General features: G+C 43.6%; 23 protein-coding genes. 7 read left to right on the top strand and 16 right to left on the bottom strand.

Going from position 1 to position 21,714, the window contains the following annotated elements; translation table 11 throughout:
- Positions 1-9 precede the first annotated feature (9 nt).
- Together BDE36_RS20225 and BDE36_RS23830 are read right to left on the bottom strand one after the other, a co-directional pair.
- Positions 10-576 (bottom strand): ORF6N domain-containing protein, encoded by a 567-nt coding sequence (locus tag BDE36_RS20225; protein ID WP_141816280.1) that lies wholly within the window; start codon positions 574-576, stop codon positions 10-12.
- Positions 539-691 (bottom strand): hypothetical protein, encoded by a 153-nt coding sequence (locus BDE36_RS23830; RefSeq protein WP_161987732.1) that lies wholly within the window; start codon positions 689-691, stop codon positions 539-541. Before BDE36_RS23830 ends, BDE36_RS20225 begins: the two co-directional genes overlap by 38 nt.
- A gap of 103 nt (positions 692-794) precedes the next feature.
- Here BDE36_RS23830 and ilvA point away from each other — a divergent pair, with 103 nt between their 5' ends.
- Positions 795-2,042 carry a threonine ammonia-lyase IlvA gene (ilvA, locus tag BDE36_RS20230; RefSeq protein ID WP_202618165.1) on the top strand — a complete coding sequence of 416 codons (1,248 nt, stop codon included), beginning with the start codon at positions 795-797 and terminating at the stop codon, positions 2,040-2,042.
- 188 nt (positions 2,043-2,230) lie between these two features.
- Here the strand turns inward: ilvA and BDE36_RS20235 are convergent, their stop codons facing one another.
- From BDE36_RS20235 to hemA, 14 genes are all read right to left on the bottom strand, one after another.
- On the bottom strand, positions 2,231-3,223 hold the full coding sequence (locus tag BDE36_RS20235) for an ABC transporter ATP-binding protein (RefSeq protein WP_141816282.1): 993 nt from the start codon (positions 3,221-3,223) through the stop codon (positions 2,231-2,233).
- A 100-nt stretch (positions 3,224-3,323) separates the two neighbouring features.
- Entirely contained in the window at positions 3,324-4,151 is an 828-nt protein-coding gene (locus BDE36_RS20240; protein ID WP_141816283.1) for an outer membrane beta-barrel protein, read from the bottom strand.
- Positions 4,152-4,161: 10 nt separating this feature from the next.
- Positions 4,162-4,926, bottom strand: coding sequence for a hypothetical protein (locus BDE36_RS20245; protein WP_128768606.1), 765 nt, complete (start codon positions 4,924-4,926; stop codon positions 4,162-4,164).
- Positions 4,916-5,485 carry an RNA polymerase sigma factor gene (locus BDE36_RS20250; RefSeq protein ID WP_141816284.1) on the bottom strand — a complete coding sequence of 190 codons (570 nt, stop codon included), beginning with the start codon at positions 5,483-5,485 and terminating at the stop codon, positions 4,916-4,918. The genes BDE36_RS20245 and BDE36_RS20250 overlap by 11 nt, the downstream gene beginning before the upstream one ends.
- 54 nt (positions 5,486-5,539) lie before the next feature.
- Positions 5,540-6,670, bottom strand: a complete 1,131-nt coding sequence (locus BDE36_RS20255; RefSeq protein ID WP_141816285.1) for a hypothetical protein — start codon at positions 6,668-6,670, stop codon at positions 5,540-5,542.
- Positions 6,671-6,905: 235 nt separating this feature from the next.
- On the bottom strand, positions 6,906-7,439 hold the full coding sequence (locus tag BDE36_RS20260) for a CopD family protein (RefSeq protein ID WP_202618166.1): 534 nt from the start codon (positions 7,437-7,439) through the stop codon (positions 6,906-6,908).
- Positions 7,440-7,452: 13 nt separating this feature from the next.
- Positions 7,453-8,490: a uroporphyrinogen decarboxylase gene (gene hemE, locus BDE36_RS20265; RefSeq protein WP_141816287.1), complete on the bottom strand. Its 1,038-nt coding sequence runs from the start codon at positions 8,488-8,490 to the stop codon at positions 7,453-7,455.
- Positions 8,490-9,005, bottom strand: a complete 516-nt coding sequence (locus BDE36_RS20270) for a tetratricopeptide repeat protein (protein WP_141816288.1) — start codon at positions 9,003-9,005, stop codon at positions 8,490-8,492. Before BDE36_RS20270 ends, hemE begins: the two co-directional genes overlap by 1 nt.
- A gap of 5 nt (positions 9,006-9,010) precedes the next feature.
- Positions 9,011-9,715 (bottom strand): response regulator transcription factor, encoded by a 705-nt coding sequence (locus tag BDE36_RS20275; protein WP_128768612.1) that lies wholly within the window; start codon positions 9,713-9,715, stop codon positions 9,011-9,013.
- Positions 9,705-10,580: a sensor histidine kinase gene (locus BDE36_RS20280; RefSeq protein ID WP_141816289.1), complete on the bottom strand. Its 876-nt coding sequence runs from the start codon at positions 10,578-10,580 to the stop codon at positions 9,705-9,707. Before BDE36_RS20280 ends, BDE36_RS20275 begins: the two co-directional genes overlap by 11 nt.
- Positions 10,580-11,878, bottom strand: coding sequence for a glutamate-1-semialdehyde 2,1-aminomutase (gene hemL / locus BDE36_RS20285; protein WP_141816290.1), 1,299 nt, complete (start codon positions 11,876-11,878; stop codon positions 10,580-10,582). The genes BDE36_RS20280 and hemL overlap by 1 nt, the downstream gene beginning before the upstream one ends.
- A 145-nt stretch (positions 11,879-12,023) precedes the next feature.
- Complete coding sequence (gene hemB / locus BDE36_RS20290) at positions 12,024-12,995, bottom strand: porphobilinogen synthase (protein ID WP_128768615.1); 972 nt, start codon at positions 12,993-12,995, stop codon at positions 12,024-12,026.
- A 56-nt stretch (positions 12,996-13,051) separates the two neighbouring features.
- On the bottom strand, positions 13,052-14,632 hold the full coding sequence (gene hemC / locus BDE36_RS20295; RefSeq protein ID WP_141816291.1) for a hydroxymethylbilane synthase: 1,581 nt from the start codon (positions 14,630-14,632) through the stop codon (positions 13,052-13,054).
- Between the two features lie 63 nt (positions 14,633-14,695).
- On the bottom strand, positions 14,696-15,922 hold the full coding sequence (gene hemA / locus BDE36_RS20300) for a glutamyl-tRNA reductase (protein ID WP_128768617.1): 1,227 nt from the start codon (positions 15,920-15,922) through the stop codon (positions 14,696-14,698).
- Between the two features lie 243 nt (positions 15,923-16,165).
- Between hemA and BDE36_RS20305 the strand changes: the two genes are divergently transcribed.
- The 6 genes from BDE36_RS20305 (at position 16,166) to BDE36_RS20330 (ending at position 21,701) form a co-directional block, all read left to right on the top strand.
- Positions 16,166-16,996, top strand: a complete 831-nt coding sequence (locus BDE36_RS20305) for an alpha/beta hydrolase family protein (RefSeq protein WP_141816292.1) — start codon at positions 16,166-16,168, stop codon at positions 16,994-16,996.
- Positions 16,997-17,104: 108 nt separating this feature from the next.
- Positions 17,105-17,656 (top strand): RNA polymerase sigma factor, encoded by a 552-nt coding sequence (locus BDE36_RS20310; protein WP_141816293.1) that lies wholly within the window; start codon positions 17,105-17,107, stop codon positions 17,654-17,656.
- Between the two features lie 31 nt (positions 17,657-17,687).
- Complete coding sequence (locus BDE36_RS20315) at positions 17,688-18,320, top strand: hypothetical protein (RefSeq protein WP_141816294.1); 633 nt, start codon at positions 17,688-17,690, stop codon at positions 18,318-18,320.
- Between the two features lie 11 nt (positions 18,321-18,331).
- Positions 18,332-18,745, top strand: coding sequence for a hypothetical protein (locus BDE36_RS20320; RefSeq protein WP_141816295.1), 414 nt, complete (start codon positions 18,332-18,334; stop codon positions 18,743-18,745).
- 63 nt (positions 18,746-18,808) lie between these two features.
- Positions 18,809-19,996 carry an aspartate aminotransferase family protein gene (locus tag BDE36_RS20325; protein WP_141816296.1) on the top strand — a complete coding sequence of 396 codons (1,188 nt, stop codon included), beginning with the start codon at positions 18,809-18,811 and terminating at the stop codon, positions 19,994-19,996.
- Between the two features lie 253 nt (positions 19,997-20,249).
- A complete protein-coding gene (locus BDE36_RS20330; protein WP_141816297.1) occupies positions 20,250-21,701 on the top strand; it encodes a circularly permuted type 2 ATP-grasp protein in 1,452 nt (483 codons plus the stop codon).
- The last annotated feature ends 13 nt before the right edge of the window (positions 21,702-21,714 follow it).

Genomic DNA, 21,714 nt, shown 5'->3' on the forward strand with positions numbered 1-21,714 from the left:
GGCAGTTGGTTACTTTGAGTTCCCTTCTTTCTCTCCACCAATCCGGTAGCCGATGGCTTTCCTGGGCTCTGCCGGTTGTTCTTTTTTTTCCAGCAGTTCGTCCAGATACTGAAAGACGATCTCCATATTCTTGTCCTGATTGTTCAGTCTATTTTTGATGTATTCGATTTCCAGTTTGAGTGCTGTATTCCCTGAAAGCATTTCCCTTAGTTTTACAAACACATCAATGATCTTAAAGCTTACTTCTATCGCCCGCGCACTTTTTAGAACATTGGACAGTTGCAACACGCCATGTTCTGTAAACACCATAGGTAAGTAGCGGCTTCCGCCCCGCCCCTCTTTTGAGGTCGCATTTTGCGACCTCAAAGTTGCAAACTCCCGTTCGGTCAGTTCAAACATATAAGGAGGAGGAAAGCGGTCCTGATTACGTTTTACCTGTTCTTTCAGACGTTTTGTCTCTACTCCGTAAAGCTCCGCAAGGTCCCGGTCCAGCATGACCTTCTGTCCCCTGATTTGGTAGATCTTACTAATCACTACTTCATCGGGTACTACCTGCATATTTTGTTGCCCGTTCATTGATGATCTTTGTTTTCAACGTTCCAATATAGTCGGCCGCAAGCCCGTCAATTCTGCAATGCTGACTTAAGTTCACGTACACTACAATGAGATTTAAAGTTACTATTCTTTTCATTCGGCGGATGGACTTCTTCAATAAAAAGCCTGGCAGAAGGACTGCCAACTTATTGTAACTATCTGTAATGATCCCTACCTTCGCACTCAATGAAATTCTGAAGATGACTAGTTATCTCTATGATCCCGATCCTGTAAAAGCGCTGGAACGCCTAAAGCCGGTTATCAAGCGTACGCCTTTGATATACAATACCCGCCTTTCTGAAAAATATGGATGCCAGCTATTCCTCAAGCGCGAGGATCTTCAGGCTGTAAGGTCGTACAAATTGCGCGGAGCGTATAACATGATCTGCCAGCTAAGCGCTGAGCAGCTTGCCAAAGGCGTTGTATGTGCGAGCGCAGGGAATCATGCCCAAGGCGTGGCTTTCTCGTGCAGGGAGTTAAATACGCGGGGGGTGATTTTCATGCCCGAAATAACTCCTAAGCAGAAAATTGACCAGACCAGGATGTTTGGTAATGGGATGATTGAGATCATATTGGTTGGTGATACTTTTGACGATTGTCTTAAGGAAGCGCTGGCCTATACCGACGAGAATAAAATGACTTTCGTACCGCCATTTGATAATTACAATATTATCGAAGGACAGGGTACAGTGGCGGTAGAAATTCTGGAAGATCTGCCAGATACCGATATCGTGATTATACCTGTGGGCGGTGGTGGCTTAGCTGCGGGCGCTGGCAGCTACCTCAAGCAGGTAAACCCCTCTATCCGGGTGTTAGGTGTTGAACCTGAAGGCGCACCTTCCATGTTTAGAGCCTTTGAAGCCGGAGGTCCCGAAACACTGCAGTCCATCAATCGCTTTGTCGACGGAGCATCTGTAAAGCGGGTTGGTGAGCTTACTTATCCCATCTGCAGAAATGTTCTCGACCAGATAATCCTTGTTCCCGAAGGAAAGGTTTGTACTACTATATTGAGACTCTATAATGAGGAAGCTATTGTTGCTGAACCGGCGGGGGCATTATCTGTTGCGGCCCTTGATCTTTGTGCTGATCAGATAAAGGGGAAGAATGTAGTGTGCATCCTGAGCGGAGGCAATAATGACATCGAACGGATGCAGGAGATTAAGGAACTTTCGCTGTTATACGAAGGACTCAAACACTATTTTCTGATCCGCTTTCCGCAGCGTCCGGGAGCTTTAAAAAGGTTCGTTAACAATGTACTCGGCCCCGGCGACGACATTACCCGTTTTGAGTTTATTAAGAAAACAGAGCGCGAAAGCGGCCCGGCCCTTGTTGGTATAGAACTTAAGTCGGCCGAGGACTATGCTGCCCTGATCCAAAGGATGGAAGCTCATCGGTTTGACTATAAGGCTATCAACCGCGATCAGACATTGTTTGAGTATTTGGTGTGACGCTTCGCTTAGTAGCAAGTAGATAGTATCAGGTATTAAGACTGGTTTCCTATATTATTAACTGAAAGAAAAGGATTGGCAAATGCTCTCCTATTTAAGGCTGACGGCATATTGCCTGAAGCCAGCCCCATATCTTGATACCTGATACTGGTTACTTGATACTAGTTGCTTGATACTAACTTCAAACTTCAAAACTCCACAAACCTGTCGATACTAACACCAACCTCCTGCCCTTTTACATAGCGGAAATTTCCGGTATTGATTGCCCTTAATTTCACGCCGTTTCGTTCTAACAGAACTTCTTCATAGAAGCCCTTAAAGAAGCAGTCCTTCACGGTGAAAGTCAGCGAGTCATCGTTCCTATTTAACCTTACCCACTCTGCATATACGGCAACCGTATCCTTCCCTGTGTATATGTCTAATTCCCGGGCATCTTCAGAAGAGAGTACATTGCAGTTTGAAAGCAGCTGGGCAGTATATAAACATCCCGGCGCATTGTATAGGTCAGACGGGGCGCCTTCTTCGAGTACTTCTCCATCTTTAAGGACAATCATCTTGTCGGCAAGTGACAGTCCGTCGAGAGGGTCGTGTGATACGAGTATTGCAGTGATCCCCAGGTACCGCGACATCCGTTTAATATCGGCACGCAGTTCGTTTTTCAGTATGGAGTCAACCTGACTAAAGGGCTCGTCAAGCAATAATACTTCAGGACCAGTAATAATGGCTCTTGCTATTGCTACTCTTTGCTGCTCTCCTCCACTCAGATCAACTGCGCGCTTCTGTGCCAGATGGTCAATTTTGAGAAATTCCATCACCTCGAAGGTCTTCTGCTGCTTTTCTTTGAGATTCGTATTAGAAAGCAAGCCGGCAATATTATCGTAAACCCGAGCGTAGATATTTAAATTAAAATCCTGGGCCACGGTTTTCATTGCATCGTGTCCGGGGATTAACCGGCTTTCGGGGCCCATAACAGGCCCGTTCTTATATAATACAACCCCACTATCCGGACTCATTAATCCCGAAATAAGTTTCAGCAGCGTGCTCTTCCCACTTCCGCTCTCACCCGATATCACTGTTACCAGGCCCTCCGGAATGGAAAGGCTTACGGATTGCACTCCCGCCAGTGGATTATTCTGATATATTTTACTTACTTCCTGTAGTTCTATAATAGCGTTATTCATTGGATGGGATTGGCGAATGGCATCATACGCAAATAAACAAAAAAATCCCTGCAATTCCGGGACCGGAAAAACAGGGAAAGGTTAACCAATTGTATGTGTTTTAAAATCCTATGCTAAGGCCGAAGGCCATATTTTTAAGTCCTTTTTGAGCAGGGCTCTTTTCAAACATGTCGTTGAAATAATATTTTGCATATAAGCCAGCGCCACCATATCCTATCCTGGCGAACGCTCCGTATCTGAATTTAGTGAAGTGATAATCATCGTTAAACTTCTGTTTTCCGTTTTCGTTACTCTTTTGCTTCACGCGTCCGTTAAGGAGAAAGCCCATATCCGGCCCGGCTATGAAGCGGAATTTCTTGCCGCTTTTATCTTCCTTCGTCCTGAACTCAAAGGATAGTGGAATCCGAAGGTAGGTGGAGGAAAAGCGATTCTTACTGAACTGAATATCGGATTCATCATATTCAAGTACAGGGGCATTTCTTCTCATGGTGATATTGCGCTCTAAACGGAGGTGAGTCCAGTCAACCCCACCTGAGAGATATATTTTAAATGCACTGTTGAAGCGATATCCAAACTGAAGAAGATCAAAACCTACATTACTTGTTTTCCAGCCGTCGTATTCCAGGAATTCGTTCTCTGGAGAAAGCGTAAAGCTTCCGTTATCTATCAACTTAGAAAAACCGATATCAAAGCGGGCAAACGTTAAACCGAAAGACACACCTGAATGTCGCGAACCTTTCGAGCCATCTTCTTCGCTACGGCTCTCATCACTTTTCCCTATCGAAAGACTAACTTCTGTCTTTTTGCTCTTTGTAACAGTCCGGCTTGTTTTAGTAGAATCAGTAGGGAGGCTTTTGTTGTAAACTTCATCTGCGTATATAGTGTTAACCGCTGTAAGCACTATAAATAAAATAAATATTCGCTTCATGATATATTTTCTAATTCTGTTTGTCCTCTGCATTTTTGGTTTTGATCTTAATAAGCCCAAGATTAATACCTGAAATCAACGTTCCTTCGTCGTTCTCTGAAAACTCTATCACCTTATCCTTCCTCTTATCAACCTTGGCTACAACAAAATTTACAAGATCGCCCATTGACCGGATACCGGATGTTGATCTTTCAGTTTCAGCAACTGCTCTTTCTTTTACTTCACTTTCGACGTTTGCTAAAGCAAGTACAGGTTTACCAGTATCGTGCATAACAACGGTTGCAGGCGGAGCTACTGGCGATATCTGGCGATCTTCAACATAAGACAATACCTCTGTCTGCACATTGTGTTCAGTTATTTCTGTTTCGTTGACTAACTGTTGTTGTTCGGGCACACGCTTCCGGCTTTTTATTGATTCATAATATTCAGCCTGCCGATCATGGTTCATCTTCAGGGATGAAAGTTTTCTAAAAAAGCTCTCTCCTGCTGCTTCCTTCACCCGACTGGGCCGAGATGGTACAACCGCAGCTTTAGCGACCTGCTCCGGCTCTGTCGTTCCACGTAGCTTTATAGTTTCGGATGGTTTTGAAAACCAGATTGCGGCGCCTATTACAACGACTATACTGGCAGCTGCCATCCAGGCCGGAGTGAAAAGCGTCTTCTTCTGTGATTGCCTTAAATCTTCGGAAATCCTCCCCCACACCCTGTCAGAAGGCTCTGCCTCAAATGAACTGAATTTCCCTCGGAATAGTTCGTCAAACTCTTTATCCGACATAGTTTGCATGTTTATCACCCTCCATTTTAACTATTTTTTCTTTCAGGATCGCCCTGGCACGAGATAACTGCGATTTTGAAGCTCCTTCGGTTATACCTAATTGCTCTGCGATCTCTTTATGTGAATATCCTTCAATAGCATAAAGATTAAATACCACCCTGTAGCCGCTCGAAAGATGCTGTATCAGGTTAAGAAGATCCTTCGCTTCGAGTTTGTTCATGTCAAACATGCTCTGTGGGGCATCATACACTTCGTCAATATCCACCACGTTTATCATTCTCTGATTTTTCCGGTACACTTCTATTGCCGAGTTTATCATTATACGCCTTATCCAGCCTTCAAATGAACCCTCTCCGCGAAACTCCTTTACCTTTTGAAACACCTTTACAAAGCCTACCTGTAACATATCTTCTGCCTCAAAGCGATCTTTAGCATAACGCATACAAATACCCATCATTTTTGATCCGAGTAATTTATACAACAGCTCCTGGGTCCTTCGCTCTCCACGCCGGCATCCCTCAAGCAGATCGTCTACTGTCACTTTACGACTTATATTCATATGCGTTCAGATATAAGATGCCAATAGTGCCTGTTTGGTTGCACGGAAGCTTAATTATTTTCTTTTTATTAATCTGAAGTCCTGTTTGTAGACCAGAAAAAGAGAGTGATAGAAATCCATTTGATTTGAGCCGGGGCTTTTGAGATCAAAAACGGGCTCTATCCGAAAGTCGAGGTAAAAATGGGGCACTAGTTCCTTCTGATAAACATAACGAAGTATCAGCAGTTCACGTTTGTTTTCTGAATATCCCTCCATTCCGATCTTATTGGATACTGATTGATAAATGGGCATTCCGGCAGATGAAGCATATTTGTTGCCATTCCAATACGACACAATAAGCGATCCATACCGGCTTTTTACTCCTGCGTTGAGAAACAGGGCTTTGCCGTCAGCAAACGGATATTGATTAACCGACGAATTATCTTTAAATCCCACAAAATAATTCTCGGTATTGAATTCTGTTATAAAACCTTCCCCTGTACGAAGTTTCAGTTTAATACCGGTGGAGTAATTCAGCAAGGTTTTTAGCGGCTTATCAATCGTATCAATCTGGCCCCCCTGATGGAATGCTAAAACCTGGAGCGGTAACGACAGCTTAATCTTTTCGTTCTGGCGGATCGTAATATCAGCCGAGCCACCGGCAAATAGTTCTTCCTGCTCACCAGAAGGTTTGTAGATCATATTGTTCCAGTTGATGAAAGCATCGAGAAATAAAGACGGCTTGTTTATTACTACCTGCGTTCCATACTCAACAGGGTTGGCAATTTTTCGTTCGAAATCGTATAATGGTTCTATGAAACGATGCTGGGCATTCCCTTCAAGCACCCCGTTGATTAAAGCGGTGTTCCCGCTTTGATATTTAATGCTGAACAGTGGATATGTACGATAAATACCATTGCCTCCGAAGTCCTTCCTTAGATGAATTCCGGCCATCACAGACAGCTTTGGATGGGCGTAATATACTAGCTGCGGCTCAAGCTGAGCGCCATATAAGGTATAACCATCCTGAAAATCATTAAAAAACTCGTAGTTACGCAGGAAGTTGAAATTATGAATGCTTAAATGCAGCTCTCCCGTTCGAAGACTATCCGGCCGGATCCGGTATTCAAGGCTATCATTGGGTAATTGAGCTTTTACGAAGAACGCGAAGACTAACGCGACAATTAAAAGAAGATACTTTTTCATTCCGGCTTAAAGCACAAACGTACACGATTTAATTAATACACACAAACGATCTTTGTTGGTTTCAGTCCCCCCAGCGGTATCAGAGACCTAACCATCATCTGACCAGGAAGTCACCCGGCTCCTGACACCGTGTTTCTTCCATTGATAAAAACAGGGGTTCGCATCGCCGTTTCCCCATTCAAACCCGACTGAAGGTCGAAGCAGTTCCGATGGCGATGGCTTGTTGGGAACCCTATTACTTCTTCAGACGGTAATATTTGTAAATCTTTACTCCCATCATGATAATGAAGATGAAAAGAAAGAGGCCTATGATGCCGTATATCCAGTTAAGTGCGTTCTTCAGGACAACAACAAAGACAATAGCAACCAGCAGAATGGTGGCAACTTCATTCCAGATGCGCAGCTGCGTAGAGGTCCATGAAAAGATACCATTCCTGAGCTGGATCATCACATGCTGGCACACGAAATGATAAATGAGCAATCCAACTACGAAGCCCAGTTTCACCAGCATCCAGTCGGCTTGAAAAAGGTATGGGTTAAGATATAACATCGCGATGCCCGCCAGAACTGTAAGTATCATTGCCGGCACAGTGATAATATTCCACAAGCGGCTGGCCATAAGGGCAAATTGAGGGAAGAGGATCTTTTGTACATCCTCTTCCCTCTCTCTCGCTTCGATATGATAAATAAAAATCCTGACAATATAGAATAAGCCAGCCATCCAGCAGACTACAAAAATAATATGGATCGCTTTTATATATAAGTACAGCACTTCAAGCAGCTTATGTAAGTTCGTTTTTAATTACGTCTATGGCGTATTTGACATTATCGAAAGGCAAATCAGGCATGATACCATGGCCAAGATTGAAAATAAACCCATTCTCGCCCTTCATGCGCTCATGCAGCTTCACAATACGGTCTTTAATTACCTTCTTATCTGCATATAAAATATGAGGATCAAGATTCCCCTGTACTGCAATTCCAGCTGGGAGACTTTTCTTAACATTCAGGAGGTCGGCGTTCCAGTCTACCGAGATAACATCCGGTTTCGCTTCTGCCATCAGAGGGGCGAATACCGAGCTACCCTTACAGAAAGATATTATGGGTATGTCCTGCCGGTTTAGACCGGCTATGATCTTCGAAATATACGTATGTGAAAACTCTTTATAGTCGTCCCATGCCAGGGCGCTGGCCCAGCTGTCAAATATCTGCAGAGCATCCACTCCTGCTTCAATCTGAAGGTTCAGATAGCCCGTTGTTACTTCAGCGATCTTAGCTAAAAGCCGGTGAGCCAGTTCGGGCTCATTATGAAGCATTAGTTTGGTAAGTTTAAAGTCTTTTGACGAACCACCCTCAACCAGATAGCTCATCACCGTAAAGGGCGAACCCGCGAAACCGATTAAAGGAATTTTCCCGTCAAGCCTTTGCTGAACGATCTTAATTGCATCCGCAACATACTGAAGTTTCCTGACTACGCCTGTTTCGAGCCTGTCAACATCGTCGCTTGTTCTTACCGGATTAGAGAAACGCGGTCCCACTCCCTGTGTAAAGCTAAGGTCGCCCCCCATGGCCTCGGCGGTAACCAGGATATCAGAGAAGAGGATAGCGGCATCTATTCCGAGTAAATCAACAGGCAGCATGGTTACATCTGCAGCTATTTCCGGCGTTTTGCACATCTCCAGAAATGAATACCGGTTTTTTATGTCCCAGTACTCTTTCATAAATCGTCCGGCCTGACGCATCATCCAAACCGGAGGACGCTCTGTTGGCTGCGAAAAAGCAGCTTTTATAAATAAAGAATCTTGTTGCTTAGTACTCACTATGGTTTTTGTATTTCTTTTTCTATTCTCTCAATAATACTCTGTATTCTGGCGCTAATCTTAAGATCTTTGGCTATCTCAATATAAGCTTTGGCCCTATCGTACTCTTTCTTACGAAGATTCAGGTTGGCCAGGTGTACCAGCACGATTCCTTTATCGTTCTCTGAACTTAAAGGAAAGCGGCTCGCAATCTGAAAATGAAGTTCAGCCTCATTATAATTTTCCCTCTGAAGCTCGATATTGCCGTAAATAAACTCGTAATACCCTCTCCTCGCTTTCCTTAAGTAATCGGGATTTCTGATCTCCTTTAAAAGCGTTTCAGCCTTTTGATATTCCTTATTTCTGAAAGCTTTTGCTGCCAGAACAACGGTGCCTTCTTTAAAATATCCTCTTATCAGAAGAACTATCCCCAGCCCTACCACGGCTGAAACCTCGTAATTCCTTTCATAAAAGGTGTATCCCAGTAAGACAACAGCCACTGCGAGAACAGCAAAACGCGTCCTGGTAGTCATCATACCTTCTACTGGCTGTCGGTAAACTTATATCCGACACCACGGATAGAATGGAAATAGACTGGGTTCTTCTGATCGGGCTCAAAATATTTACGGAAGGTAAGAATGAAATTATCTATCGTTCTGGTAGAAGGATAAACATCATAATTCCATACCGTTTCGAGGATCTGCTCACGCGACACGGCCTCATTCCGGCGCTCGATAAGCAGCTTCAGCAGCATAGTTTCCTTTTTTGTAAGTGGCGTTACCGATCCATCTTCGTTACGAAGTTCGAAAGAGTTGAAATAAATGGTTTTACCACCAATCTTGTAGGTGTTTAACTCCTTCTTTTCGTCTCCCGACAGGCCCCTTTTCACAAGGTTATTCACTCGCAAGATAAGTTCTTCGAGATTAAAGGGCTTCACGAGATAGTCGTCGGCACCTTTCTTCAGACCGGTAACACGGTCTTCGCTGGTATTCTTAGCCGTAAGAAACATGATTGGAACTTCTGTATTCTCCAGCCGGATGGTTTCAGCTACCTGGAAGCCGTCTATTTCAGGAAGCATTACGTCTAGAACGATCAGGTTAAACCGCTCCTCCTTAAAAACCCGGAGAGCTTTCTTTCCGTCTGTCGCAGTTGTAACTTTGTACCCTTCGAGCTCCAGGTTGAGCTTGATAGCTTCCAGAAGATGTTCTTCATCTTCTACTAATAAAATACGTTGTTTAGTTGCCATATGTGCTAAAACTTACTTCAAAAATACTTCCTGTAGGCCGGTTATTTTTAACTCTTATCTGTGCCTGATGCTTATCAAGTACCTGTTTTACAATGTACAAACCCAGACCTGTACCTTTAGTCTTGCGGGTATCTTCACTGCCTACACGGTAAAACTTCTCAAATATGCGAAGTTTTTCCTCATCCCTTATACCGATCCCCTTATCTGCTACTGTAAAAAGAATCTCCCCCTCTTTTTGATATAAGCCTGCGCTTATTTCTTCACAAGGAGGGGAATATTTAACGGCGTTTTCAATTAGATTTGATACAACCAGGGTCAAAGCGAACTTATCTCCCGTTATATATATGTCGCGATCAACATTCGTCTTAATAATCTGTGTACTGCAGCTATGGATCTGCAGACGCCCCGCCACCTTTTCTACAAGCTCCGAAAAGTTGAATTTCTCTTTGGGGAAAGAGTATGAATGATTTTCTATACGGGTAGCAATGAGCATGTTTTCTACCAGATCATCCAGTCGTTCGATATCTTTAAGAGAGTTATTTAAGAAAGTGCGTGTCTGCGACTTATCCAGATCGCGTTTGAGGATTGTCTGAAGATAAAGCTTTATTGAGGCCAGGGGCGACTTTAGCTCATGTGTTACCGACAGAAGGAAATTCTTCTGCTGCTCATGAAGTTTGCGTTCCCGCTTTAGTGTCTTCTGCAAAAAGTAGGCCCCGGTAAAGAAAAGGATGAGAAATACCGCTCCCTCGCCCATGATCATAGCTTTGCGCTCGGGCTGCACCTTTACCAGCAACACCCCCCACCAGATAAGCTCTGCCAGGGCGTATAAAATAAGACCATAAAATATTACAAGCGACTTATGCATCAGGAATAAACAACATCTAAACTTTCAAATATAGCTCTTTTTGCATTCTCCAGAGTATCAACGGTATGCGCAGACGATATAAACCCTACTTCATAGCCGGAAGGCCCCAGATATATTCCCCGGTTCAGCAGCTCGCGATGAAAGATCTTGAACTTGTCCATACTCAACGGATCTATATCTTCAGCCTTTTGAATATTTCTATCAGTGAAGGCAAACCAGAAAAGTGAACCGATAGAGAAAACAGTCAGTTGATATTCTTTGTCGGCAGCATATTGCTGTACAGACGCCACAAAAGCAGCAGTTTTTTCGTTCAGCTCTTTGTAGAAGCCGGGGCGCAGTAATTCTGATAACTGACCGATCCCCGCAGCCATAGCCACTGGATTTCCCGACAGTGTTCCGGCCTGGTAAACAGCGCCCTCCGGTGAGATATTGCTCATGATCTCCGCCGACGCCCCGTAGGCGCCTACCGGCATACCACCACCAATAATCTTTCCGTAGGTTGTAATGTCCGGCTGTATATCATAATACCCCGCAGCGCCTTCAAAGCCAAGGCGGAAACCAGTTATCACCTCGTCAAAAATAAGAAGGGAGCGATTAGCTGTGCTGAGCTCCCGGAGGAACTGTATGTACTCTTTATTCTGAATGAGCAGCCCGTTATTTGCGGGAACACCTTCAATGATAATGGCAGCGATCTGATCGGGAAATTGCTTAAATGCTTGTTCTACTGCTCCCCGATCATTTAAGGGAATAACAATAGTTTCGTCTGCAAATGATTTTGGCACCCCGGCAGATGAAGTCTCGCCGAAAGTTACCAGTCCCGACCCTGCTTTAACAAGCATAGAGTCAACGTGACCGTGATAGCATCCTTCAAACTTTAAGATCTTATCGCGCTTGGTATACCCCCTGGCCAGCCTGATAGCCGACATGACAGCCTCTGTGCCTGAACTAACGAAACGGATCTTTTCAACCTTCCGGTTATGCGTAAGAATAAGCTCCGCCAGCTCGTTCTCAAGTGCTGTAGGCGCCCCAAAACTCATTCCCTTTTCAACTGCATCTATCACATTCTCACGAACAGAGGGATGATTGTGCCCTAATATAAGGGGGCCCCAGGAACAGCAAAAATCAATAAACTTATTTCCATCAGCATCCCACAGGAAACATCCATCTCCTTTTTCTATAAAAAGGGGTGTTCCATACACCGATTTGAAAGCTCGTACCGGAGAATTCACTCCCCCCGGAAAAAACCTCTGTGCTTTTTCAAATAATTCGGATGACCGTTCACGTGATATATCGTTCATTTTATTTTGGCTATTAGGTATTAGCAGTTGGCTATTAGCTTTCTATATAACGCCCAATTCTTGATTCTTAATTCTTGTATCTTGATTCTTGATTCTTAATCCCGACTCCACTTCCCACATCCTGCAACCCAGAACCCACAACTCACTATATCCACCTGTTTTCCAGTACCTCTTTCGCGTGATACGTTAATATAGCAGATGCTCCAGCCCTTCTTATGCTTGTTAATATTTCTGTTATTGTGCGGCGTTCGTCGAGCCATCCCTTTTGAGCAGCGGCTTTAACCATTGCGTATTCTCCACTCACGTTATAGGCTGCTACAGGCAGATTAGAATGATCGTTTACAAGTTTGATGACATCCAGATAGGCTAAGGCTGGCTTAACCATCAGGAAATCGGCCCCCTCCTGTTCGTCCAGGGCCGCTTCGATCAAAGCTTCCCTCTGGTTGGCCGGATTCATCTGATATGTTTTCTTGTCTCCAAACTTCGGAGCAGAATCAAGGGCGTCGCGGAAAGGTCCATAAAAAGCGCTTGCATACTTCGCACTGTACGACATAATGGAGATATTGGTAAAGCCATTGTCGTCGAGCATCTTCCGGATATATCCAACGCGACCATCCATCATATCAGAAGGAGCGATAATATCGGCTCCCGAGCGTGCGTGAGCCAAGGCCATCTTTCCGAGGACCTCCAGCGTTTCATCATTCAGGATTTCGCCGTTTTCAACGATCCCGTCATGTCCATCACTGCTATAGGGGTCCATAGCCACATCGGTAATTACACAGGCTTCAGGAAACCGGGCTTTAATGGCCCTTATTGCCCTGAGATATAAACATTCTTCGTGATAGCTGATAGTAGCATATTTATCTTTCAGTGCCTCATCAATATTCGGAAAAAGATCAAATGCCTTCAACCCAAGGTTCAGACATGATTCAACTTCGCGCAACAGGTTGTCTATCGACAAACGATAAACGCCAGGCATTGATGCAACTTCTATTTTCTTGTTGTCACCTTCTGTTATAATTAACGGAAGTATTAGATTCGACGCAGAAAGATACGTCTCTTTAACCATTTCGCGAATAACTTCGCTTTTCCGGTTTCTTCTCGGTCTTTGTAACATAACGACTCTTTATATATTCTCTCTTCACTAAGAGATTTAATTGGTATAGCAAGATACTAAAGGCCAAAAACAGCCTCTGCCAGTCCCATCTCGTCAGGCGAATAAGGCAACGTATACCTTACCCCCATCTCATCGAACTTCCTGCCGGTCGAGCGGCCTATACAAACTACTTTCTGTCCGGGTTCGAGAAGGTTATGAGCAAAATAGGCTTCAACATTCGAAGGACTGGTAAAGATCAGCACGTCGGCATGCGATTGCTCTACATCTTCCTCTATCACCGTTTCATAAACAGGAAGGTCAATTATCTTTGTCTGAACAGAGAGTGTTTGCTGAATGGTTCTCAGAGAACCTTTTGCTCCCGGAAACAATACGGTTGTGCCGCTTGCTATTGCTGCAAATTCCTTTGCAATTTCAGAAGTATCAATCCCCTCTTCCTCTCCATTAAAGTCGGGCACTCTGCCAAAACGCCGGAGGGTTTCTTCTGAAGCCCGCCCGAGCACACCCAGCTGTGTTTTTTTACTGATCTGTGGATCAAGCTTAAAGAAATATTCTATCGCATTTTTGCTGGAAAAAAATATCCAGTCGGCATCTCTTAATATATATGGATCCAGTCTGTTAATAATGGGAAAAGTGCGGATCAGCGACCGGCACTCCAGGGCTATGCCATTCTTTTCCATCGCTCTTCTGAAGTAACTCGATTCAGAAATATCACGGGTAATAAAGACTTTAGCAGGGAAACCCCTGTCTGGCGAAAACTTCGCCACGATCCTTTCTGCGAGGCCCACAGTAGTGTCGGATTCGAGGAAAAGCCTGTTAGGAAAAGCATCTTCGCCGTTTGCTTTCGACGTCCAAACCTGGTATTTGCCATCCTCCTTTCTGCAGTAACAGCCTAAAGGCATATGACAACCACCGTTAAAGATATTAAGCACCTTGCGCTCCACAGCAATCACCTCAGCAACCTCCTCGTTATGCAGAGCCTGCAGCTTCTCATATAACTCAGCGTCGGTCTCACGGATCTGTATAGCCAAAACTCCTTGCGCAGGGGCCGGAATAAATTCCATTGGCTCAAGTTCCTCCACATAAAACTCGCTCAGATCAATCTTCAAGCGCTCTACACCGGCTTTTGCCAGAATGATAGCATCATAGCTTTCGTCTCTCAGCTTCTGTATACGCGTAGGAACGTTTCCGCGTAAATCTTCAATCTCCAGATCAGGCCTCAACGAAAGAAGCTGTGCCTTGCGGCGGTTCGACGACGTACCTACCAATCCCCCATACTTAACCGACAACTTTTGTTTAATGTCTACACAGTCTTTAAGGATCAGCAAAAGTTCATTGGGATCTTCACGTTCAGAAACTGCAGCAATAATAAGGCCTTGCGGATTTTGAGTAGGTAAGTCTTTGTGCGAATGAACAGCAAGGTCTATGGTATTGTTCAGTAAGGCTTCTTCAAGTTCCTTGGTGAAAAAACCTTTTCCTTCGAGCTTATCCAGGCGAAGGTTCAAAATCTTATCGCCCTGTGTTTTTATGATTTTAAGATCGGCATCTACACCGATTTCTGCTAGTTTATCCTTTACAAAATTTGCCTGCCAGAGAGCCAGCTCACTCCCTCTTGTACCTATAATGACTTTTCTATCCACAATAAAATTTAACCTTTTTGCAAAAATAACGACTTATCATATTTGCTGTAGTACTAAAACAGGTTAGCTGTTGTTAACGAGGATTTCTTTAGCCATAACCATTGGAACACTGATATATTTTTTTTCCATGTAGTTAATCACCCTCTCTAGTACTTCCCTTGAATTACTGTCAAGCTGCTGAATATCGTCGGCAAATACAGAATTAACCGCAACTCTCCTGATCTCTTTAATCTTTAACGGCACCTCTCTCATAGCAAGCTCAATCTGGCGTTGCTTCAAAATCGGCTTAAACTCGTTAATATTTTGTTCTATAATCACTTCTGCATGTACCAGTTCCTGGTAACGTTCCTGCATATTCTGATTGGCAATCTCCTGAAGGCTGCGTACCTCGATAAAGTGAACCGGATTTCGCTCGAGGATCTCGGGATGAGTATCGTTAGGAATAGCCAGATCTACGATCACCTTTTTATCGGTTTCTCCATTGAGAAGCGAGTGATATATCTCGTTCGTAATAATAGGCTCAACGGCACTGGTGCAAGTAATAATTACGTCGAATCCCTTTTTATAATTTATAAGTTCTGTAATGCTGAAGGCTTCGCCATTAAGCTCTTTGGCAAGTTCTTCTGCCTTAGAAAGCGTACGGTTAAATACCGCGAAGTTGGAATATTTATGTTTTTGCAGGTATTTTGAAATGCACTTATTGGTTTCACCCGCACCAATAATAAGGATCCGGGAATTTGAACACATGTTTAAATCGCGCAGCTTACGATAGGCCAGCGAAACCACCGAAACAGGATTTTTGGAAATCTTGGTCTCTGTGTATACCTCTTTGGCTGTTTTTACAATATGGCTCATAATCAGCCGCATATAATCCCCGGTAAAGCCAGCTTCCCTGCAGGTTTCATACCCTTTGCGTACCTGTGCGAGTATTTCTTTCTCCCCTACTACTAAACTTTCCAGAGAACATGAAACGCGAAGCAAATGATTGAAAGCATCTACATCTTCGAATAATCTTACCTTACTAACAAAATCATCTAACTTATCGTCAGGAATACAAAAGTCTAAGGTTTGAATAAAATCTTTTACGAAAGCAGGAGTAATGTGCATAGAGCCGCTGAAAACGAACTCCACACGATTACAGGTGCCTATATAGAAGATCTCAGGTATGTCAAACTTCTCCCTTACGGAATTTAATCTGACAGCCAGCGTCTGATTGCAGATCACAAACTTCCCTAAATCCTTTAAATCTATCTGCTGATGAGTAAATGCTAAAACTTTTAACTGTTTCAACGCCTGTATACCTAATTTATTTTAAAACCAAACAAAGGTATCAATAGAGCCCCATACCGCTGTCATTCCTTTGTCAAACAGCGGTATTTAGATTATTTATAAATAATCAGGAAAATCAAATGACATAATGAACGCAGGTAAAACGTACGACTTACCACGTACAAGTAACGTCAAAAGAAGGCACAACAAACTAAGCTGTGCGCTATTTGTTAAGTTTGATGTATTATTGAAGAACTAAAAAGCATGAACGTAACATCTTATACAATAGAGGGGGCCGAAGGCCGGTCCATCCCCATTGACATAACTTCTCCCGAAACGGGCAGTAAAGGGCTGCTTGTTATTTTTGTTCATGGATTTAAAGGGTTCAAAGACTGGGGGACGCATTCATTAACGGCTGAATATTTCGCTGAGCGGGGTTTCGATTTTCTAAAATTCAACTTCTCCCACGCAGGCATTAGTGCAAACAGTACTAATGGCATGTTCGACGACCTGAATGCCTTTAGCCTGAATACCTTTTCGAAAGAATTGTTCGACCTCGACCAGGTTATTACCTTTGCCAGCAGCGGAAGGTCGTTTCCCTCGCCGGATCACATTTTTATTATCGGCCACAGTCTTGGCGGAGCTATCAGCGTTATCCAAACTGCAGAAGACAAAAGGATTGATAAACTGGTAACATGGGCCTCTGTTAGTAATTTAAGAAACTTATGGAGTAATGAACAGGAAGAAGCATGGAGAAAAAACGGTACTCTATATATTCACAATACCAGAACAAACCAGCAAATGCCTTTAAGCATTGAAATACTGGAAGACCTCAACCACCATTCTGAAAGGCTGGATGTTTTGAACGCTGCCCGAAGTGTAGAAAAACCGTGGCTCATTGTCCACGGAGATGCGGATACAAGTATAGCTCCTGAGCAGGCACATGAGCTAAACAGGCAGCAGGAACTTGCGCGGATTTTGCTCATTGAAGGGGGTGATCATGTTTTCGGAGGAAGGCATCCCTGGACCGAAAAAGCCCTGCCCGAGAAATTAAAGGAGGCATGCGATGCAACGGTTGACTTCCTAAAGGGATAATCGTTGACTGCTCTGAAATCTAAAAGCCCCATGCTGCTTTTTGTTTATGGGTATATAATTTATCGATCAAAACGACGTACTTTGCCGTAAAGAGCCAAATGATACCGCATGAATCAAGTTGAAGACTCAGAAATACTTTTAAAGTTCTCGAATAAGGAGACCCGGAACGAGGCTTTTGGCTTGCTCTTAAAAAAGTATCAGCAAAAAATTTACTGGCATATCCGGCGTCTGGTAATAAATCATGACGATGCCGATGACCTGGTACAAGACGTATTTATCAAAGTGTGGAAGAATCTGGATAACTTTCAAAGTAATTCACAGCTTTATACATGGCTTTACAGGATTGCAACTAACGAATGCCTTACTTTCCTCAATAAAAAGAAACAACAGAATAATATGCCCCTTGACGAAGTAGCTTACGACCTTGCCGATTCGCTGGCTGAGGGCTCTTATTTTGACGGCAATCATGCTCAGATGAAGTTACAGAAGGCATTGTTAACCCTTCCCGAAAAACAGCGGCTTGTATTTAACATGAAATATTTTGACGACTTGAAATATGAAGAGATATCCGACGTACTTGGAACCAGTGTAGGGGCTCTTAAAGCGTCCTTTCATCATGCAGTAAAAAAAATTGAGGCTTATTTATCAAACAATGATTAAACCTTAAGGCTTCAGATTAATCAGTATCTATATGGAATTGAATAAAAATAACGGAAACTGGGAGAAGGATGCACCGGCTCTGGCGGCGGTTGAGAGGACTAATCCGTTTACAGTTCCCCTTAATTACTTCGAAAACATGCAGGATCAGCTGCAAAGCAGAGTGGCTATCACAGAGTCGTCCGGGGATGGCGGGAATACGCGCTTTACTGTTCCTGAAGGGTACTTCGATACACTCGGCGACCGGATCATGTCGGCGGTGAAAGCCGAAAGTTTTAAGGAGGAGATGAGTGAGAACGGGTTTAGTGTACCCCACAATTACTTTGTTAATCTTGAAGAAAGTATAATTAAAAAAGCGGAGGCACTGAACGCTACTCCGTCAAAAACTGTGCGCCGGCTGGTTCCTGCCTGGATGAAGTATGCAGCCGCAGCTTGTATAACGACTGTAACCGGCTCTGTGATCTTCTTTAGTCAGCAGAATAATACCTTAGAATCGAAGCTTTCGAAAATACCTGAAAATGACATTGTGACCTACCTCCAGGCATATAGTGATACAGGTGACTTTCCGGTGATTGTAGAGAACCTTGAAAAAAATATTGTAGCAACAGAAACCGGCGCGAGCCTGTCAGACCGGGAGATCGAGCAATATCTTGAGTCTACGCTGTAAATGATGTAAAAATGAAGAAATGGATCTTTAGTACTTTATTATATTTATCTGTATTTGTAACAGTACCGGCTGCAGCACAACATGAGAACAAGCATATTGATGCGGTGAAAATTGAGTTTCTAACTAAAAAACTTGATTTAAGTCCGGAGGAGGCGCAAAAGTTCTGGCCGGTGTATCACAACTATCAGCGGGAAATGATCTCTATATTTAAAGAAAGACGACGAGCCCGCCAACTGCAGAAGGAGGCTAATACTCCGCCCGACGAGTTAAAGTTTGAAACCCGTATCCTTGAAACAAAAAAGCGTTACCGTAAAGAATTTCAGGATGTATTGCCTGCACAAAAAGCAGATCTGGTATTTCCTGCTGAAAGAGAATTCAGGGAATGGCTAATCAACCAGCTGCGCGAAAGACGACAACATCCTTAATTTATAGTTTTTAGTTTTACTATAGCCTCCCTAAAACTCGGGAGGCTTTTGTATTTTTGTGGCATGATAAGCCTACGGCAATTATTCCTCCTTAACAACGCTCAGACATCCTCTACTCCACGTCTTCTTGAAATAGAAAGAGCAGAAGGCATTTATTTATTTGGCCCTTCAGGAAAGGCCTATATGGACCTGGTTTCAGGTTTTGCAGTAAGTAATGTGGGGCATTGTCATCCGGCGGTTGTGAAGGCTGTTAAAGACCAGGCAGAGCGGTATATGCATGTTGCAGTTTATGGCGAATATGTTCAGTCGCCTCAAGTGCTGTATGCAGAAAAACTAATTTCCGTATTACCGGCCGCGCTCAATTCGGTATACTTCGTTAATTCGGGGGCCGAAGCTACAGAGGGTGCACTGAAGCTTGCTAAGCGGTTTACCGGCAGAAGTAAGATTGTTTCGTGCTATCAGGCGTATCATGGAAGTACGCACGGTGCACTGAGTGTTATGGGTAACGAATATTATAAGCAAGCTTACCGGCCACTTCTGCCAAATGTACATTTCATTCATTTTAATGAGTCGGCTGATCTTGATCTGATCGATCATGATACTGCATGTGTGATTGTTGAAAGCATACAGGGCGAAGCGGGTGTACGTGTGCCGGAAAACGCTTATATGCAGGCTTTAAGGAAGCGTTGCGACGAGACGGGCGCACTCCTGATCATGGATGAAATACAGACAGGATTCGGCCGGACGGGTAAACTTTTTGCATTTGAACATTTTGGAATCCATCCGGATATCCTCCTGCTGGCAAAAGGTATAGGAGGCGGAATGCCGATAGGGGCGTTCATAGCTTCGCGCGAGATAATGGACTGTTTAAAGGATAACCCAATACTTGGTCATATTACGACATTTGGAGGCCATCCGGTGAGCTGCGCTGCAGGACTCGCCACTCTTAACACTATTCTTGAAGAGAATATGGTGGCTGAAGTGGGCAAAAAGGAGGCTTTATTCCGAACGCTTCTGTCTAAACCGCCTATACGCGAAGTCAGGGGTATGGGACTTATGCTCTGTATCCAGATTGACACTTTTGCCCAGGTGGAAGCTGTAAGCAAAAAATGCCTTGAGGAAGGGATCATTGTAGACTGGTTCTTGCATTGTGATACCGCATTGCGCATTGCTCCTCCTCTTACTATAACAGAACCAGAAATCAGGGAAGCCTGCAGAATTATTACAGAAACAGTGGCGGCAATCGTGTAGAACGCATAGCCTCTTTCTTGAAAACACTTTCTTCTTTGGTCAAGACCTGCAACAGGTGTTGATAACGATCATGCTGAAAAAGATTTAAGCCTTATCGTGAATCTACAGGATATTCGGTAATGATATTTTTAGCTTCAAAAGAAAAAAACTCATGTCTTAATACCCAAACCATACCTCATAGGAGTTTTTTATTCTTAATAATTTGATAAAATGACCAAATAATTAATATTTTTATAAAAAAAGGCAAATATTTATGAGTGAATTGGATTTTTTACAACAATATATCCCCGAAACAAACACCTGGGATGAAATGTTCAATTCAAATAATACCCTAAGGAAACCTTACGAGAAAATAATTGAGTATTTATCCAGGGAATCTTTAGACGACCTGAACAAGAAAGAGGAACTCGCCCGTAAATTATTCCTCAGCCAGGGTATTACTTTTACGGTCTATAACAGCGGTGAAGGGATAGAGAAGATTTTCCCGTTTGATATTATTCCAAGGATTATCACTGCACAAGACTGGGCCTTAATAGAGAAAGGGATAAAGCAGCGACTCAGGGCGCTCAATATTTTTCTGAAAGACATTTACAGTAACATGTTTATCGTAAAGGATGGTGTTATCCCTATAGAAATGATCTACTCCTGCCCGCATTTTCTAAGGGAAATGCATAATGTAAAGGTGCCGCACGACATATATGTACACATCGCGGGAATAGACTTAATAAGGGACTTCGATGGATCTTTCTACGTGCTCGAAGACAACCTTCGTACTCCGTCAGGCGTGAGTTATATGCTTGAAAACAGGGAGATAACCAAACGCCTTTTCCCCGATCTGCTTCCTCAATGCAAAGTAAGGAGTGTTACCGAATACCCGGAAATATTGTACAGGAACTTAATGGCTATTTCTCCGCGGCAAATTTCGAATCCTACTATTGTATTACTCAGCCCTGGAATTTACAACTCGGCTTATTTCGAACATACCACGCTTGCCCGCCTGATGGGGGTAGAACTCGTTGAAGGGCGGGATCTTCTTGTCGACAACCACAAGGTCTATATGAAGACTACCAACGGAAGGCAGCAGGTAGATGTTATTTACCGCAGGGTGGACGATGAGTACCTCGATCCGCTGGTTTTCAATCCGGAGAGCATTCTTGGAGTAGCCGGAATGATGAGCGCATACCGCAAGGGAAATGTGGCTATTGTTAACGCTATCGGCAATGGAGTTGCAGATGATAAGGCCATTTACACCTATGTGCCGCAAATGATAAAATATTATCTGAACGAGGAGCCCTTACTTAAAAACGTTCCTACTTATCAGCTTGGCGATCCGGAGCATAAGGAGTATGTTTTCGATAATATCCATAAAATGGTGATCAAAAAAACAAACGGAAGCGGAGGATATGGGATGCTTATGGGCCATATGGCTGGCAATGAAGAAATTAAAAATTATAAAGCCGATATAGAGAAGGAACCGCGGCAATATATAGCGCAACCTACTATAAGCCTTTCGACAGCGCCATGTTTTCTGAACACGAAGCTCCGCCCGAGGCGGATAGACCTGCGGCCTTTTGCTCTTTGCGGCCCCGATGGAATAGAAATAGTCCCGGGAGGATTGACAAGGGTTGCGTTGCAGGAGGGTTCTTTAATTGTCAACAGTTCGCAAGGTGGCGGAAGTAAAGACACCTGGGTCCTTGCATCTTAAATTTATTATCTAA

This window comes from Arcticibacter tournemirensis (assembly GCF_006716645.1).
GTDB classification, from domain to species: Bacteria; Bacteroidota; Bacteroidia; order Sphingobacteriales; family Sphingobacteriaceae; genus Arcticibacter; species Arcticibacter tournemirensis.